The sequence below is a fragment of the Salipiger sp. genome, assembly GCF_048261495.1.
Taxonomy (GTDB): Bacteria; Pseudomonadota; Alphaproteobacteria; order Rhodobacterales; family Rhodobacteraceae; genus Salipiger.
Genome location: NZ_JBLXFX010000007.1, coordinates 1 through 16,191 on the forward strand (window position 1 = coordinate 1; position 16,191 = coordinate 16,191).

Genomic DNA, 16,191 nt, shown 5'->3' on the forward strand with positions numbered 1-16,191 from the left:
ACGACCTTCTGGTAGTCCATGTGGTTCGAGATCACCGCCACGATGTCGATCGGCAGCGCCCCGATGCGCCAGCGGTAGAGCAGATCGTTGAGGCAATGCCCGAAGCGCGAGACCATGATGACGACCTTCATCTTCCCCGACGGCTGGTGAAAGGCGTAGTCCATGCCGAACCGCGTCGCGGTCTCGGCAAAGCCGTCACCCGGCGCGGCGCAGTCCTGCCCGGCCTCGCTGCGGAAGGTGAGCCGCATGAAGAAGCGGTCGTTGTCCAGATCCGAGAATTGCGAGCTGTCGAGGATGTTGCAGCCCCGCTCGGCGAGATGGCTCGAAATGGCGGCGACGATGCCCGGTCGGACGGGGCAGGAGACGGTCAGGATCATCGGGGACATGGCGGTCGGACCTTTCGTGAAATCGTCGATGCGGCGGGGGGGCGCCTGCCTGGCGGCGGGTTTCACGCGCGGCCCCTTGCGGGGTCAGCGCGGTTCGGCGGCCAGTTCGCGGCAACCGGTGTCGAGTAGTGCGAAGAGATGCGGCGCAAAGCTGTGCCGGACGTCGAGCCGGAAGCGCGTCGCGGCGTCCCGCCACAGGATCACCGTAGCCCCGTCGAAGACGGTGCGGCGGCCCTCCCCCGGCGCGATGGTATCGATATCACGAGGGCAGCCGAGGGTCAGAAGCTCGGCCGCGCGGGGGCCTTCGACGACAAAGGTCACCTCGGCCCCCGAAACATCGACGAGGCTGTGCGGATGGCTGGCGTAGACCCCGGCAAAGGCGACCTCGACCTCGGCCAATCGCGCCTCGGGCAGGCGGATCGCCCATTCGTCGGGGCCGAGGCAGAGGATGCCGGTGTCGCCGGACCCGGCGCGGCGGCCGATCCGTCCGGGCAGGTCCGTGCCCAGCGCCGCGCCGAGCGGCGCGAGGTCGCCACGGGCGCGCAGCGACAGCCGCCCGCAGGGCGCGGCCATGGAGACACGCGCCGGGGCACTGTCGACCAGGGTTCCGGCGGTGAAGGAAAAATGGGCTGCGGTCATCGTCGCCTCCGGTTCAGATCTTCAGACGGGTGTTTTCGGGATCGACGAAGACCGTCGGCGCGATCTTCGCCGCGATGGTGCCGCCGGGCATCGGGATGTGGACCGTCTCGCCCAGCCTCGCGTGCCCGCCCTCGACCAGCGCCAGCGCGATGGGCCGGCCCGCCGCGTCCGAGTGATAGGACGAGGTCACATGCCCGCGCATGGTCATCGGCAGCGGCTGCGCGGGATCGAAGACGATCTGCGCGCCCTCCTCCAGCTTCGAGCGGTCCTCGGTCAGCAGGCCGACAAGCTGCTTGCGCGTCGGCAGGGACAGGTCCGGACGGGCGAGACCGCGCTTGCCGACGAAGTCGGGCTTCTTCTTGCCGATGGCCCACTCCATCCCGCAATCCTGCGGGGTGACGGTGCCGTCGGTCTCCTGGCCGACGATGATGAAGCCCTTCTCGGCGCGCAGGACGTGCATCGTCTCGGTGCCGTAGGCGGTGATGCCGTAGGGCTGGCCGGCCTCCCAGAGCACTTCCCAGAGCTTGCGGCCCATCGGGGCGGGCACGTTGACCTCGAAGCCGATCTCGCCGGTGAAGCTGACCCGGAACAGCCGCGCGGGCATCCCGGCCACGTTGCACTCCACGCAGGACATGTGCGGGAAGGCCTCGTCGGTCAGCGTCACGTCGGTCAGCGGCTGCAGCAGCTTCGCGGCATCGGGGCCGTTCAGGGCGATGGTCGACCATTGCTCGGTGGTCGAGGTCAGCCAGACGTTCAGGTCGGGCCATTCGGTCTGGAGGTAGTCCTCCATCATGTTCAGCACCCGCGCCGCGCCGCCCGTCGTGGTGGTGACATGGAAGCGGTCCGGACCAAGCCGCCCGATCACGCCGTCGTCGCGGATGAAGCCGTCATCGCCCAGCAGCAGGCCGTAGCGGCAGCGGCCCACGCCCAGCATGGTCCAGGGGTTGGTGTACATGCGGTTCATGAACGCGACCGCGTCCGGCCCCACCACCTCGATCTTGCCGAGGGTCGAGGCGTCGAAGATGCCGACCGAGGCGCGCGTCGCCACGCATTCGCGGCGCACCGCCGTGGTCATGTCCTCTCCCGCCCTGGGGAAGTACCACGCCCGGCGCCACTGGCCGACCGGCTCGAACACCGCGCCGTTCTCGGCGGCCCAGCCGTCGATCTGCGTCTTGCGGGTGACCTCGAAATGGCTGCCCCTGTGGTAGCCCGCGAAGGCCCCGAAGGAGGTCGGCGTGTAGGGCGGCCGGAAGGTGGTCAGGCCCACCTGCGGCGGCGCCTTGCCAAGCGCGTCGGCGGCGATGTTCAACCCGTTGATGTTCGACATCTTGCCCTGGTCGGTCGCCATGCCGTTGGTGGTGTAGCGCTTGACGTGCTCGATGGAGCGCATGCCCTCGCGCACGGCGAGGCGCAGGTCCTTCGCGGTCACGTCGTTCTGGTAGTCGACAAAGGCCTTGGCCTTGCCGGCGGACAGGTCCGTCGGCAGTTCCTTGTGCGAGACGCCGGTGCCGGTGCGGTCGTTGGCGACGCTGAGGGAGGCTGGCGTCGCGGTCTTGCCGAGCGCGGCAGCCACCTCCGCGCCCTTCTCCGCGCCGTCCTTCAATGCCGCTCCGATGCCCCAGAGACCCCGGCTCGCCCCCGCGATCACGCAGTCCTCCGGCGTGTCGCCGGGCAGGAAGGTGGTCAGGTCGTCGTTCCAGGCCAGCGTGCCCCGGGTGTGCGAGAAGAGGTGCAGCGAGGGTGTCCAGCCGCCAGACATCAGCACCGCGTCGCAGCCGAGGGTCTCGGCCCGGCCCACGGTGCCGCCCGTCACCGGGTTGACCCGGATCGAGGACACCCGCAACCGGCCCGAGGTGGCGGTCGCGGTGTGCGACAGCCTCACCGGAATGCCCCGCGTCCGGGCGCCGGAGATCAGCGCCTCGTGCACGCCGGGGCGGGTGTCGACGATGGCCTGAACCTTGGCGCCGGCATCGTGCAGGTCGAAGGCCGCGTACCAGGCCGAGTCATGCGAGGTCAGCACCACCGGGCGCTTGCCCACCAGCACGCCGTAGCGGTTGAGGAAGGTCTGCCCCGACCCCGCCAGCATCACGCCGGGGCGGTCGTTGCCGTGGAACACCAGCGGCTTTTCCAGCGCGCCCTGCGCCAGCACGACCTGCCGCGCGCGGACCCTCCACAGGCGTTCGCGCGGAGTGTCGGCGGGCAGCTCGGCCAGGTGATCGGTCAGCTTCTCGCAGAGGCCGATCATGTTCTGGTGGTAGTAGCCGATGGCGGTGGTGCGGGTCATCACCCTGACGCCCGCCGCCTTCAGCGCGGCCAGTTCCGAGGCCAGCCAGTCCCACGCCGGCTTGCCGTCGATGACCGCCTGCGGCTCGGACAGCAGCGTGCCGCCCGCTTCGGCGTTCTCGTCCACGAGGACGACCCTCAGCCCGTCCACGGCAGCGGCCCGCGCGGCGGCGAGCCCGGTCGGGCCCGCGCCGACGACCAGCACGTCGCAATGCAGGTAGCGCGAGGCGTAGGTATCCGGGTCCGCCTCGGTCGGGCTCACCCCCAGACCGGCGGCGGCGCGGATGAAGGGCTCGTAGACCCTGTGCCAGAAGCTCTTGGGCCACATGAAGGTCTTGTAGTAGAACCCGGCCGAGAACAGCATGTAGGCGGCATCGGTCACCGCGCCGATGTCCCACTTCAGGCTCGGATACCTGTTCTGCGAGGTGGTCTCCAGACCCGGCCGGATCTCCTGCACGGTGGCGCGGGTATTGGGCTCGAACCGGCCTGCGCCGCGGCGGGTGCCGATCAGCGCGTTCGGCTCCTCGGACCCGGCGGCGACGGGGCCGCGCGGGCGGTGGTACTTGAACGACCGGCCCATCAGGTGCACGCCGTTGGCCAGCAGCGCCGAGGCGACCGTGTCGCCCTGCGCGCCGGTGTAGCGGCGGCCGTCGAAGGTGAAGCTCACCGGGCGCGCGGTGTCGACGCGGCCCCTGCCCGATACGCGGTACTGGCTCATTTCAGACGCTCCGTCAGGCTGGAGAGGTCGGGACGCGGGGCGCCCGCCCTGTAGGTGGTCAGGAACCGATCCGTCACGGTGTCCCGCACGGCGTTGAAGAAGCGCCCGCAGCCGTGGAAATGCCGCCAGCGTTCGTAATGCGGCCCCTTGGGGTTGGCGCGCAGGAACAGGAATTCTTCCCACTGTTCGTCAGTTTGGTCCGACGGGTTGCCGGGGCGGATGACATGCGCCTGCCCGGCATAGGTGAATTCGGCCTCGGGCAGGGTTTCGTCGCAATGGGGGCAGTGGATCAGCAGCATCGTCTCGTCCTCCCGGCGTTCAGTGCGCGACGGCCGCGGCGGCGGCCTCGTCGATCAGGCGGCCGGTGCGGAAACGCTCCAGCGTGAAGGGCGCGTTGATCGGGTGCGGCGCGTCCTTCGCCACGGTCCAGGCAAAGGTGTGCGCCGCGCCCGGCGTCGCCTTGAACCCGCCGGTGCCCCAGCCGCAGTTGACGTAGAGCCCCTGCACCGGGGTCTTGGAGATGATTGCCGAGCGGTCCGGCGTCACGTCGACGATTCCGCCCCATTTCCGCAGCATCCGCATGCGGTTGAAGATCGGAAAGATCTCGGTGATCGCGGCGATGGTATGCTCGATCAGGGGAAGCCCGCCGCGCTGGGAATAGCTGGTGTACTGGTCGGTGCCCGAGCCGATCACCAGCTCGCCCTTGTCGGACTGGCTGATGTAGGCGTGCACCGCATTGGACATGACCACGCAGGGAAAGATCGGCTTGACCGGCTCGGAGACCAGTGCCTGCAGCGGGTAGCTTTCGAGCGGCAGGCGGACGCCCGCCGTCTCCATCACGACCGAGGTGTGACCGGCGGCGGAGACCGCGACCTTCTTCGCCTTGATGAAGCCGCGCGCCGTCTCGACCCCGGCGACCGATCCGTCGGCATGGCGGCGGATCGCCGTCACCGGGCAGTTCTGGATGATGTCGACGCCGCGCGCCGCCGCCCCGCGCGCATAGCCCCAGGCCACCGCATCGTGGCGGGCCGTCCCTGCCCGTTCCTGCAGCGCGCCGCCCATCACCGGGTAGCGGGCGGTCTTCGAGATGTCGAGCGGCGGGCAGTAGGCCTTGCACTCCTCGGCGGTGAGCCAGCGGTTGTCGACGCCGTTCAGCCGGTTGGCGTGGATGTGGCGCGAAAAGCTCTGCACGTCGTGGACGTTGTGCGCCAGCATCAGCACGCCGCGGCGCGAGTACATGACGTTGTAGTTCAGCTCCCGGCTCAGGTTTTCCCAGAGATCCACCGAATGATCGTAGAGCCGCGCGCTTTCGTCGTAGAGGTAGTTCGAGCGGATGATGGTGGTGTTGCGCCCGGTGTTGCCGCCGCCGAGCCAGCCCTTGTCGATCACCGCGACATTGGTGATGCCGTGCTCCTTGGCAAGGTAGTAGGCCGTGCCGAGACCGTGCCCGCCTGCGCCGACGATGACCACGTCATACTCGGCCCGGGGCTGGCTGTCGGGCCATTGTTCGGTCCAGCCTCCGTGACCGCTCAGCGCGTTCCGGAGAAGGTTGAAGGCGTTGAAACGCGTCATGGGCGTGCCCTCCGCAATAAGGTGGTCCGCGTTTCGTAGCGGTCCTTGCGGGGGCCTCATTGAACATTTGCGACGCGCGGATCGGAGATTTGCGCCAAGCCCGCCGGGCCGCCGCCGGGCCCGGCATCTCCGCCTGCTCAGACCTCGGCCGGGGCGCCTGCGCGCATCGCGTTGGGGGTCAGGCCGAAACTGCGCCGGAACATCCGGCCGAGATGCGAGGAATCGCAGAAGCCGCAATCCACCGCGATCTGCGCCACCGACTTGTCCGTGGTTTCGAGAAGGTGATGGGCCAGCGACAGGCGGATCCTGAGAAACGCCGCTTGCGGAGAAATGTCGATCGCCGCGCGGAAATGCCGTTCGATCCGGCGCTTGCTGTGCCCGATCCGGCGGGCGATCTCGGTCACCGAAAGCGGCGTGTCGATGTTCTGCTGCATCAGCAGCAGGGTGCGCAGCACGATGGGGTCGCGCGTCCTGAAATCGAGCGTGATCCCCGGCTGCGGTTTCTCGGCCTGAAGCGCCTCGTCGATGATCATGATGTGCAGGCTCTTGCTGGCCTGCGCGCGCCCCACGTGCTTGTCGACGAGATAGGCCGCCAGATGCGCCGAACTCGCCCCGCCCGAACAGGTCAGCCGGTCGCCGTCGACCACGAAGATCTGGTCTGTGACGGGGGTAAGCCCTTCGAACTGCTCCAGGAAATCCGCATGGTGGAACCAGCTCACGCAGCAGCGGTAGCCGTCCAGCAGCCCCGCCTGATGCAGCATGAAGGCCCCGGTGCAGACCCCGGCGAGGGGCACGCCCCCGGCGGCGGCGCGTTCGAGGAACCGCACGTAGGGCGCCCCGAGGCCCGGCATCTCGTCCATCAGGCCGCCGACCACGACGATGTAGTCGAACCGCGTCGGATCGCCCAGCCGTTCCTTGGGCTGCACGGTGATTCCGCAGCTCGATTCGACGGCGTCCATCGTGTCGGACAACACGGTCCAGTTGCACAGGATCGGGCGGCTCCGGTCGCCTTCGTCCGCCGCCAGGCGCAGCACGTCGACGAAATTCGCGAAGGCGCAGAGGGTGAAGCGCTTGGCAAGGATGAAGCCGACCGACAGCCGCGCCCCCCCGGCGGGCCGCGGTCTCAGGGCGTGCGGACGGGCGGGTCGGGCCGGGGTTCCGGTCGAACGGGGGTCAGGCTGCATCGGCTCCTCCGGGGGTTCGCGGAAATCCTGACGCACTGTCGTAGCCATCATGCCACCCTGACGCAATCGTTCTGTTCGGGACGGGCCGGAACAGGCCACACTGCGTAGCGAAGTGCCTGCTTCGGGTGCGACATAATCAACGATCCTGCCCGCAGCGGGTCGGGCGCGCGGGCAGGAATGCCCCGACAACGCGCGGGGCCGGGCGTCGCGCCTGTCCTGCCCCGCAAGAACGACGGCCGCTCCGAACGGGACGGCGAGCCACGAGGAAAGAGCCATGACGCCAGACCGAACCGGCCCCGGCGCGACCATGACGCGAAACCGCCCGCGCCGTGCCCGGCCCGGGGCGGACGCCCCCCTGCGACCGGCAGGCGGTCGTTTTCCGCCCGGCGAATGCCGGTTGGGCCGTAGTGTCCCCCCGGTCCCCGAGTACTCTGCACCCCGAACACCCCGAACAAACGGAATCACCCATGTCCTCGTTTCCTGAACGCGCCAAAGTCGTCATCGTCGGTCTCGGCGGCATCGTCGGTGCCTCGGTCGCGCATCACCTGATCGAGCGCGGCTGGGACGACATCGTCGGCATCGACAAATCCGCCATTCCCACCGACATCGGCTCGACCGGCCATGCCTCGGACTTCTGCTACTGCACCAGCCACGATCTGCTGAGCACCTGGACCACGATGTACTCGGTCGATTTCTACGAGAAGATGGGCCACTACTCGCGGATCGGCGGACTCGAGGTGGCGCGGGTCGGGGATGACGCGCGGATGCAGGAACTGAAACGGCGCTGCGATTCCGGCCGCGCCTTCGGCACCCGCGTGCGGATGATCTCGCCCGCCGAGGCCAAGGAAAAATTCCCGCTGCTGGAAGAGGACCAGATCCAGGGCGCCATGTGGGACCCGGACGCGGGCCTGGTCATTCCGCGCTCGCAGACCGTGGCGGGCAAGCTGGTCGATGCGGCAGAGAAGACCGGAAAGCTGAGGGCCTTTGCCAATACTCCGGCGCTCGAACTGATCTCGGAAGACGGCCGCATCAAGGGCGTGAAGACCTCGCGCGGGACGATCATGGCCGATCACGTGGTGGTCTGCGCCGGTCTCTGGGGCCGCCTGATCGCCGACATGGCGGGCGAGGACCTGCCGGTCATGCCGGTCGATCACCCGCTCACCTTCTTCGGCCCCTATGACGCCTTTGCGGGCACCGGCCTCGAAATCGGCCGTCCGCTGCTGCGCGACCAGGGCAACTCGGCCTACATGCGCGATACGGGCGACCCCAGGACCGCCGAGGGCGGGCAGATGGAATGGGGCTATTACTACGAAAAGGACGTGCGGATGGTGCATCCGCGCGATCTTCTCGAAAAGCACCAGTCGCGCCTGTCGCCCTCGCAGCGCGACCTCGTGCTCGACGACGTGATCGAGCCGCTGGAACGCGCGATGGAGCTTACGCCGATCCTCGCCGAGCTGGGGTTCAACGAGAGCCATTCGTTCAACGGGCTGTTGCAGACCACCACCGACGGCGGGCCCTCGATGGGCGAAAGCCGCAAGCTGCGCGGGCTCTGGTATGCCGTTGCGATCTGGGTCAAGGACGGCCCCGGGATGGGCAAGCTCATCGCCGACTGGATGACCGACGGGCGCACCCATATCGACCACAACCGGATCGACTATGCGCGGTTCCAGGACTTCCAGCTCGACGAGGCGTTCATCCGGGGCCGCTGCGAGGAGACCGCCGCCAAGATCTACAACCCGCCGGTGCATCCGCGCGAGCCCTTCGGCTCGGGGCGCGGCATCCGCCGCTCGCCATTTCACGCGCGCGAGGTCGAACTGGGCGGCTATTTCATGGAGCTGGGCGGCTGGGAGCGCGCCCACGGCTATGCCGCGAACGAGCACCTGCTGGAGAAATACGCCGACCGCGTGCCGGTGCGCGAGGACGAATGGGACAGCCGCCACTTCTGGCGCGTGTCGAACGCCGAACAGTTGGAGATGAGCGCCGATTGCGCCATCATCAACCTGTCGCACTTCCACATGACCGATATCGCGGGCCCCGATCACGAGGCCCTGATGGAATGGCTCTGCGCGGCGAAGATCGGCGGCGAGGCGAACATCGGCAAGGGCATCTACACCCACATGCTCGACGCCGAGGGCATGGTGCGCGCCGACTTCACCGTGTTCCGCATGGCCGACCGCTGCCGTCTGGTGAACGGCGCCGACGCCGGTCCGCGCGACCTGGAATACATGAAGCGCACCGCGCGGGATCGCGGGCTCGACGTCACGATCACCGACGTGACCGAGGCCTTCGTCACCATCGGCATCTGGGGGCCGAACGCCCGCGAGACGCTGAAGAAGGTGGTGGCCGATCCCGAGGGGCTGGATCTCGAGAATTTTCCCTTCGCGGCCATCAAGCCGATCGGGATCGCGGGCAGGACGGTCACCGCCTTCCGCATCTCCTATGTCGGGGAACAGGGCTGGGAGCTGCACATGGCCTACGAGGACGGCCTCGCCGTCTGGGACGCGCTGCGCGAAACCGGGGTCATGGCGATGGGGGTCGAAACCTACGCCAACTCGCGCCGGCTGGAGAAATCCCTGCGCCTGCAGAACGCCGACCTGCACACCCAGTACAATCTGCTGGAAGCCGACCTTGCCCGCCCGAAGGTCAAGGAGGCCGATTTCTGCGGCAAGGAGAAGCACCTCGAATACCGCGCCCGCGCGCATCAGCCCGCCATGCTCTGCACGCTGGTGATGACCGACAATGTCGACAGCCGGGGCGTTGCCCGCTACCCGGTGAACACCATGCCGGTGATCGACCCGGACACCGGCGCCGTTCTGGTCGACAGCGAAGGCCGCCGCTCCTACACCTCGTCCCAGGCCTTCGGACCGAGCATCGGCCGCAACATCATGCTGGCCTATCTGCCGCGGGACTATTGCGAGGTGGGGCGCAAGCTTCAGGTGACCTATTTCGACGAACCCTTCCCGGTGGAGGTCGCGGGCGTCGGCTATGCGCCGCTCTACGATCCGCAGAACCTCAAGCCGCGCAGCTGAGGGCTGCGGGCCGGCAAATCCGGCACCGGCGGGGGCGCTCCGCCGGGGCCGACACCCCCGCCCCGGAGGCGGGAAGCTGCCAACCGCATCGAAAGGTCGGATTCTGTCTTCATTCCTTCACGAGACATGGCTAGGTGGACGCTGGCCGAGCAGAAGGAGCCTGAATCATGATCGTCGTGTCGCCGGAAAACGGGGGCTACCTCGTCACGCGCCTGTCAGAGGGCGATGACGTCCTGGGAAAGGTGCGTTTCAGCCGCCGGGAGGACGCCTGCGAATTCGCGGAACTCTGGCGCGACTGGGCCGGGGCCGAAGAGATTCGGGGCCTGTATCCCGCCGACACGCTGGCGCAGGACCACGCGGCCTAGGCGCGATGCGCCGCCGCGCCGCCCGGCCCGGCGGCGTTCGGGATTCGGCATGGCCCGCAGGGCGGGGACTCAGACCGCGACGGACGGAGCCCTGCCCCGCGACGGCGGAGCGGCCCGTTGCGGCGCCCTGCCTGTTCTGCCCGGCACCAGCCGCGCATAGGTGGCATAGCCTCGGTAAAGGCTCTGCCGGTGCAGGGTGCCGCCCCCCGCCGCGAGGGCGTCGAGCGTTCCGGGAAGGATGTCGCGCGGCGTGACATGGAAGCGCGCCAGCCAGGCCCGCAGGGCGCGGCCGAACCAGCGCGGCAGGCCGGACTGGTCGCCGAAATCCACGACATGCAGCGTGCCGCCCGGGGCTAGGTGGCGCAGCGCTTCGTCCAGCGCCCCCTGCCAGTCCGGGATCATCGACAGGCTGTAGGAAAACAGGATGTGGTCGAACGCCGCCTCGCCGAAGAGCGCGCCCGGATCGAAGGCGCGGGCATCCGCCCGCGCGAGGCCCACCGTCGTCCCCAGCTTGCGCCGCGCGCTGAGCAGCATCTCTTCCGAAATGTCGAGACCGAACAGCCGCGCGCCCGGGTGACGGGCGCGGATCACCGACAGGTTGCGCCCCGTGCCGCAGGCGATTTCGAGAACCGACTGCCCCGGCCGGATCTCCATGTGCGCGATCAGGTGATCCCGCCCCAGCAGGTAGTATTTCCGCGTGATGTCGTAGACCAGCCGCTGATGGCGGTAGACCTCGTCCATCAGGCGCCCGTGGTCCGCCGGAGTCGCCATGATCTCAGCCCTTCCGGCGGTAGAGATGCACGCCGCCGTAGATCGCCGAGCGGTCCTCGGCAAAGGCGCGGGCCGATGCGACGGGGTCGTAGATCCACTGGTCGAGCAGCGCGCCGGGAATGCGGCCGGGCAGGATGTCCGCGGCGCCGCCGGTGCGGAACAGCACGCGCGCGCCGGGCCGGGCGGTGCGGGTGATCTCCTGCCAGAGCGCGGAAAGCTGCGCATCCGTCATCCAGTCCTGCGCATCCAGCAGCACGTAGACCGATCGCGACCCGGCGGGCAGGTCGGCCAGAACATCCGTCACCGCGCGATTCAGGACCGTGACCCGCCCTGCCCCGGCACGCACCGCGTCGAAATGCGCGGCCTCGAGGTAGGGCGGCACCGGCCCGAGCCCGTCCGCGCGGTAGCGGCGGCTTGCCGCCTGCCAGGCAAAATAGTTCCGGTCGACGGGGAAATCGCAGAACAGCTTGCGCGTGCGCTGTTCGAGCACCCGCACGATATCGCCATCCGCATCCGCGGCAAGCTTCTGGTGCTGGGCGGGCGGAATGCCGAGGCCGAACAGCGCCGCGGGCCGCCGCGCGAGGAAGCGGATCACCGGCGAGCGGTAGAGCGGCGCGATCTCGGCATCGAAGAAGGCGCATTGCTCTTCCGGGGTCCGGGCTTCGAGCAGCTTGCCCGGATCGACACCGCCGAGGCGCGCGACAAGATGCAGCGTCCCGAGAAAGGTCCCGAGCACGCCGAACCGGTGAAACCCGCGGGCAAAGCGGGACTTGCGGCTGCGCATCCCCTCGCGCCCGTTCCAGAAGGCGCGCGCGGCCGGGTCGAGCTGCGGCAGGATATGGCGGTCGATCAGCGCGACGTTCCCGGTCCGGTCCGCATGGCCGAACAGGGAATAGAACGCCGCGTGATCGGGCAGATGACGCGCCGCCGCCAGCTTGAGCCGGTTCAGCTCCACATGCCAGGGCGACAGGTCCACGGCGGTCACGGAGCGCGGAGAGGCCGTCAGGTAGGACATGACGTTGCAACCGCCGGAGGCGATGCAGACCACGTCGTCATCAGGGCCGAGCGCCAGCGCCCGCATGTCGCAGACCGGGTCCTCCCAGATCTGCGCATAGACCAGCCCCCGGAACAGCCGGGCAAAGGCGTGATCCATCAGGGTGTCGAGCGACAGCGACCGGTTCTGGTGAACCGCTTCTCCGATTGTCGCGTTCGTCGTGTCGCTCATGGCTGTTCCCGTTCGACCCGGTTGCGTTGATCCCGTCGGCCCGGCGCGGCCACGGGGCCGGGCACGGTCCGGTCCCGCACCCTGCCCGCCCGCTGCCCGCATGGTCCGCGGTTCCGGTCCGGCTGCTCTAGCGCCGCGGGTGTTTCAGCAGCGTGACGGTCTTGCATAGAATTCATGACCATTGCCGCGCCGCCCCCGGCCGTCGCGCGCGGAAATCGACGCGAGGTGCGCGGGATGACACGGGCTTGTCATGAACCGGGGCTAGCGGGGTCGCATCCGAACAAATGGGGACCACCATGCTCAGAACTCTCGCAGGCGCCACCGCCGCCCTGATGCTGTCGACCGTCGCTCTCGCGGCGGAGCCCTCGGGCAAGCTCGTGCTCTATACCTCGCAACCCAATGCCGACGCCCAGCAGACGGTCGACGCCTTCGTCGCCCTGTACCCGGATGTCGAGGTCGAATGGTTCCGCGAAGGCACCACCAAGGTCATGGCCAAGCTGCGCGCCGAATTCGAGGCGGGCGCCCCGCAGCCGGACGTGCTGCTGATCGCCGACATGGTCACGATGGAGGGGTTGAAGGCCGAAGGCCGGCTGATGCCCTACACCGGGGCCGACGTGTCGGCCTACGACCCCTCGCTGATGGATGCGGACGGGCAGTATTTCTCGACCAAGCTCATCACCACCGGCATCATGTACAACACCAACGCGCCGATGGTCCCGACCTCGTACAAGGACCTTCTGCAGCCGGAAATGAAGGACATGCTCGCCATGCCGTCGCCGCTGACCTCCGGCGCGGCCACGATCCACATGGCGGCGATCACCGCCGATCCCGCGCTCGGCTGGGCCTATTACGAGGGGCTCGCCGCGCAGGGCAGCAATCCGCAGGGCGGCAACGGCGGCACCTACAAGGCGATCGCGGGCGGAGAGAAGCTCTATGGTTTCATGGTCGACTTCCTGCCGATCCGCGGCAAGGCCGAGGGCGCGCCCGTCGCCTTCGTCTTTCCCGAGGAAGGCGTGAGCGCGGTGACCGAGCCGGTGGCGATCCTGTCCACCGCTAGGAACCCGGACGCGGCACGGGCCTTTGTCGACTTCCTCGTCTCGGTCGAAGGCCAGGAACTGGCCGCCGACATGGGCTACCTGCCCGCCCATCCCGGCGTTACCCCGCCCGCCGGCTTCCCGCCGCTGGACGAGATCCGGCTGCTCGATTTCGACCCGGCGCGGGCGCTGGCCGAGGACGAGGCCAACAAGATGCACTTCGTCGAGATCTTCGGCGGCTGATGCGCGGCCTCCTGCGGGGCGCCGAGGGGGTCCCCCTCGTCGCCCTTTCCTGCCTCTGCCTCCTGCTGCTTGCCTATCCGCTGGGCCTGCTGGTCAAGGTCGGCCTCGGTGACGGGCTCGACCCCGTGCTCGACACGCTGACAAGCGGACCGGTCATGAGGGCACTGAAGAATTCGGTGGAAAGCGCGCTTCTGTCGGCCGCGCTGGCGCTGGTCGGCGGCACGCTGGCGGCGCTCGTGCTCGGGCTCACGGATGTGCGGCGCAAGGGCGCCTTCACCTTTCTGCTGCTCGTGCCGATGATGATCCCGCCGCACGTGACGGCGATTGCCTGGATTCAGGCGCTGGGGCCGTCCTCGCCGCTGCTGCAATCGCTCGGGCTGGCGCCGCCGCTCGGCAGCACCCACCCGCTTTATTCGCGCGAAGGCGTGATCCTGCTGCTGGGCATCCAGCATGCGCCGCTTGTCTTTCTCCTGGTCCTGGCCGCGCTGCGCAGTCTCCCGCGAGAGATGTCGGACGCCGCCCGCGTTTCGGGCGCCGGACCGGCGCGGATGCTGCGACGGGTCATCCTGCCGCTGCTCGCGCCGACGCTGATCGCGGGCTACGCGCTGGCGATGGTTTCGGCGCTCGGCAATTTCGGCATCCCGGCGCTGCTGGGGATACCGGCGCGCTACACGACGCTGCCGGTGCTGATCTGGCAGCGGCTGGCCAGTTTCGGGCCCTCGGTTCTGTCCGACATGGCGGTGATCGCCATGCTGGTGGCGCTGGTCGCGATCGCGGCGGTCGTGCTTCAGATGTGGCTTGCCTCGCGCCGCCGCAACGCGCTGATCGGACCGCCGCAGCCGCCGCTCGACATCCGTCTGGGCCGTGCCCGGCCCTGGGTCGAGGCGGCGATGGCGCTGGCGATCCTCGCAACGCTGGTGCTGCCGATGACCGCGCTCGTGACCTCGGCGCTGGTGCCGACCTACGGCGTGAGCCTCTCGGCCGCCACGATCACCCTGGACAATTTCGCCGAGATCCTCCTGCGGCAGTCCGCCACCCTGCGCGCCTTTGCCAATTCGACACTGATCGCGGCACTGTCGGCGGTGACGCTCGCCGCGATGGCGGTGCTCGTCGCGCGCTATGTCGCCGCCCGCGACCGCCGCCTGCGCCGCATCGGCAAGGGCATCGCGATGCTGGGGGAAATGACCTACGCCATTCCCGGCCTGGTGATCTCGGTCGCCTTCATCCTCGCCTTCATCAGGCCGCTGCCGATCCTCGGCCTGTCGCTCTACAACACGCTCTGGATCATCCTGCTGGCCTATCTCTGCGCCTTCTTCTCCGTCGCGCTGAAGCCGGTGAGTTCCGCCTACCTCCAGCTCGACCCGGCGCTGGACGAGGCCGCGCAGGTCTCGGGCGCCGGGGTGGCGCGGCGCATGCTGCGCATCTCGCTGCCGCTGATCGCCCCGGCGGCGGCCTCGGGCGCCATCCTGGTGTTCCTGACCGCCTACAACGAGGTGACGGTTTCGGCCCTGCTGTGGTCGAGCGGGCACGAGACCATCGGCACGACTATCTTCAACTACGAGGACGGCGGCTACACCACCCTCGCCTCGGCGATGGCGGCGGTCACGGTCGTGGTCACGGTGCTGCTGATGGCGCTGCTCGACCGGTTCGGGCGCGGGCTGCCGGCGGGCGTGGTGCCCTGGCGGATCTAGCCCGGCAGGACCCAGCCGCCGGTGATGGCGAGATGCAGCGCCTCGCCCCTGCGGACCGGCCGGCGCAGGTCCAGCAGGAGGGGCTCTTCGAGACCCTCCGCCGCTGCCGCGACCTCCCAACTGCCGCCGCGATAGTGGACCGACAGGACCCTCGCCGGCAGGCCCGCGTCGCTTGCCGTCACGTTCTCGGGCCGGACGAGGACCGGGCGGAGGCCGTCGGCGGTGCCGTCGACCGGCACCCGCACACCGCCGATGCGTGCCTGTCCGCCGTCGACCATCGCCGGGATCAGCGCGCCGCGCCCGACAAAACGCGCCACCTTTGCCGAGGCGGGGCGTTCGTAGATCTCGCGCGGGGGGGCGATCTGCAGGATGCGGCCCGCATCCATCACCGCCATCACGTCGGCCAACGCCATCGCCTCGCGCTGGTCGTGGGTGATGTAGAGCGTGGTCACCCCGGTGCGGTCGTGAAAGGCGCGCAGTTCGGCCTCCATCGCGCCGCGCAGGTGCGGGTCGAGATTGGCAAGCGGTTCGTCCATCAGGATGGTCCGCGCCCCGCCCGCGAGGCTGCGGGCCAGCGCGACGCGCTGGCGCTGACCGCCGGACAGGGCTTCGGGCCGCCGGTCGGCATGGTCCCGAAGCGCGACGGTGTGCAGGTGTTCCGCCGCGCGGCGCATCGCCTCGGACCGCGAGGCACCCTTGGCCTCGTAGGGGAAGGCGACGTTCTGCTGCACCGTCATGTGCGGCCAGAGCGCGTAGGACTGAAACACCACGCCGACCTGCCGCGCTTCGGGCGGGACGAAGAGACCGGCATCGGCGACCGTCGTGCCGTCGAGGACGATCTGCCCCCGGTCCGGCGTCTCGAGCCCGGCGACGAGGCGCAGCAGCGTGCTCTTGCCGCAGCCGGACGGGCCGACGATGCAGCAGAAGGCGTTGTCCGGGACGGAGAAACTCACGTCGTCGATGGCGGCATGATCGCCGAAGGTCTTGGCCAGGGATCGGACGTCAAGGCTCATCGGGGTAGCTCCGGCGTTCGGACTCGGGGGATTCTCTG

13 protein-coding genes are annotated in these 16,191 nt (G+C 69.1%); 4 read left to right on the forward strand and 9 right to left on the reverse strand.

Annotation, left to right across the window (positions count from 1 at the left end):
• The 6 genes from ACN0RJ_RS14620 to ACN0RJ_RS14645 all read right to left on the reverse strand — a co-directional run.
• Nucleotides 1-386, reverse strand: a 386-nt coding sequence (locus ACN0RJ_RS14620; RefSeq protein ID WP_417724720.1) for an ACT domain-containing protein, incomplete at its 3' end; no start/stop codon positions are given.
• Between the two features lie 84 nt (nt 387-470).
• Complete coding sequence (locus tag ACN0RJ_RS14625; RefSeq protein ID WP_417724721.1) at nt 471-1,025, reverse strand: sarcosine oxidase subunit gamma; 555 nt, start codon at nt 1,023-1,025, stop codon at nt 471-473.
• A 13-nt stretch (nt 1,026-1,038) separates the two neighbouring features.
• Entirely contained in the window at nt 1,039-4,026 is a 2,988-nt protein-coding gene (locus ACN0RJ_RS14630; protein ID WP_417724722.1) for a sarcosine oxidase subunit alpha, read from the reverse strand.
• Nucleotides 4,023-4,325, reverse strand: coding sequence for a sarcosine oxidase subunit delta (locus ACN0RJ_RS14635; protein ID WP_417724723.1), 303 nt, complete (start codon nt 4,323-4,325; stop codon nt 4,023-4,025). Before ACN0RJ_RS14635 ends, ACN0RJ_RS14630 begins: the two co-directional genes overlap by 4 nt.
• Before the next feature lie 19 nt (nt 4,326-4,344).
• A complete protein-coding gene (locus tag ACN0RJ_RS14640) occupies nt 4,345-5,598 on the reverse strand; it encodes a sarcosine oxidase subunit beta family protein (RefSeq protein WP_417724724.1) in 1,254 nt (417 codons plus the stop codon).
• 137 nt (nt 5,599-5,735) lie between these two features.
• Nucleotides 5,736-6,833 carry a GlxA family transcriptional regulator gene (locus ACN0RJ_RS14645; protein ID WP_417724725.1) on the reverse strand — a complete coding sequence of 366 codons (1,098 nt, stop codon included), beginning with the start codon at nt 6,831-6,833 and terminating at the stop codon, nt 5,736-5,738.
• Between the two features lie 416 nt (nt 6,834-7,249).
• Between ACN0RJ_RS14645 and ACN0RJ_RS14650 the strand changes: the two genes are divergently transcribed.
• Nucleotides 7,250-9,811, forward strand: coding sequence for a GcvT family protein (locus ACN0RJ_RS14650; RefSeq protein ID WP_417724726.1), 2,562 nt, complete (start codon nt 7,250-7,252; stop codon nt 9,809-9,811).
• Nucleotides 9,812-9,978: 167 nt separating this feature from the next.
• Nucleotides 9,979-10,176, forward strand: coding sequence for a hypothetical protein (locus tag ACN0RJ_RS14655; RefSeq protein ID WP_417722911.1), 198 nt, complete (start codon nt 9,979-9,981; stop codon nt 10,174-10,176).
• Nucleotides 10,177-10,245: 69 nt separating this feature from the next.
• On the opposite strand, the gene ACN0RJ_RS14660 is transcribed toward ACN0RJ_RS14655, so the two are convergent.
• Nucleotides 10,246-10,947, reverse strand: a complete 702-nt coding sequence (locus ACN0RJ_RS14660; protein WP_417724727.1) for a class I SAM-dependent methyltransferase — start codon at nt 10,945-10,947, stop codon at nt 10,246-10,248.
• A gap of 4 nt (nt 10,948-10,951) precedes the next feature.
• Entirely contained in the window at nt 10,952-12,172 is a 1,221-nt protein-coding gene (locus ACN0RJ_RS14665) for a DUF3419 family protein (protein WP_417724728.1), read from the reverse strand.
• Nucleotides 12,173-12,468: 296 nt separating this feature from the next.
• Between ACN0RJ_RS14665 and ACN0RJ_RS14670 the strand changes: the two genes are divergently transcribed.
• Both ACN0RJ_RS14670 and ACN0RJ_RS14675 read left to right on the forward strand, forming a co-directional pair.
• Nucleotides 12,469-13,449, forward strand: a complete 981-nt coding sequence (locus ACN0RJ_RS14670; protein ID WP_417722914.1) for an ABC transporter substrate-binding protein — start codon at nt 12,469-12,471, stop codon at nt 13,447-13,449.
• Nucleotides 13,449-15,140 carry an ABC transporter permease gene (locus tag ACN0RJ_RS14675; RefSeq protein ID WP_417724729.1) on the forward strand — a complete coding sequence of 564 codons (1,692 nt, stop codon included), beginning with the start codon at nt 13,449-13,451 and terminating at the stop codon, nt 15,138-15,140. Before ACN0RJ_RS14670 ends, ACN0RJ_RS14675 begins: the two co-directional genes overlap by 1 nt.
• On the opposite strand, the gene ACN0RJ_RS14680 is transcribed toward ACN0RJ_RS14675, so the two are convergent.
• Nucleotides 15,137-16,153: an ABC transporter ATP-binding protein gene (locus ACN0RJ_RS14680; protein WP_417724730.1), complete on the reverse strand. Its 1,017-nt coding sequence runs from the start codon at nt 16,151-16,153 to the stop codon at nt 15,137-15,139. The genes ACN0RJ_RS14675 and ACN0RJ_RS14680 overlap by 4 nt on opposite strands.
• Nucleotides 16,154-16,191 lie beyond the last annotated feature (38 nt).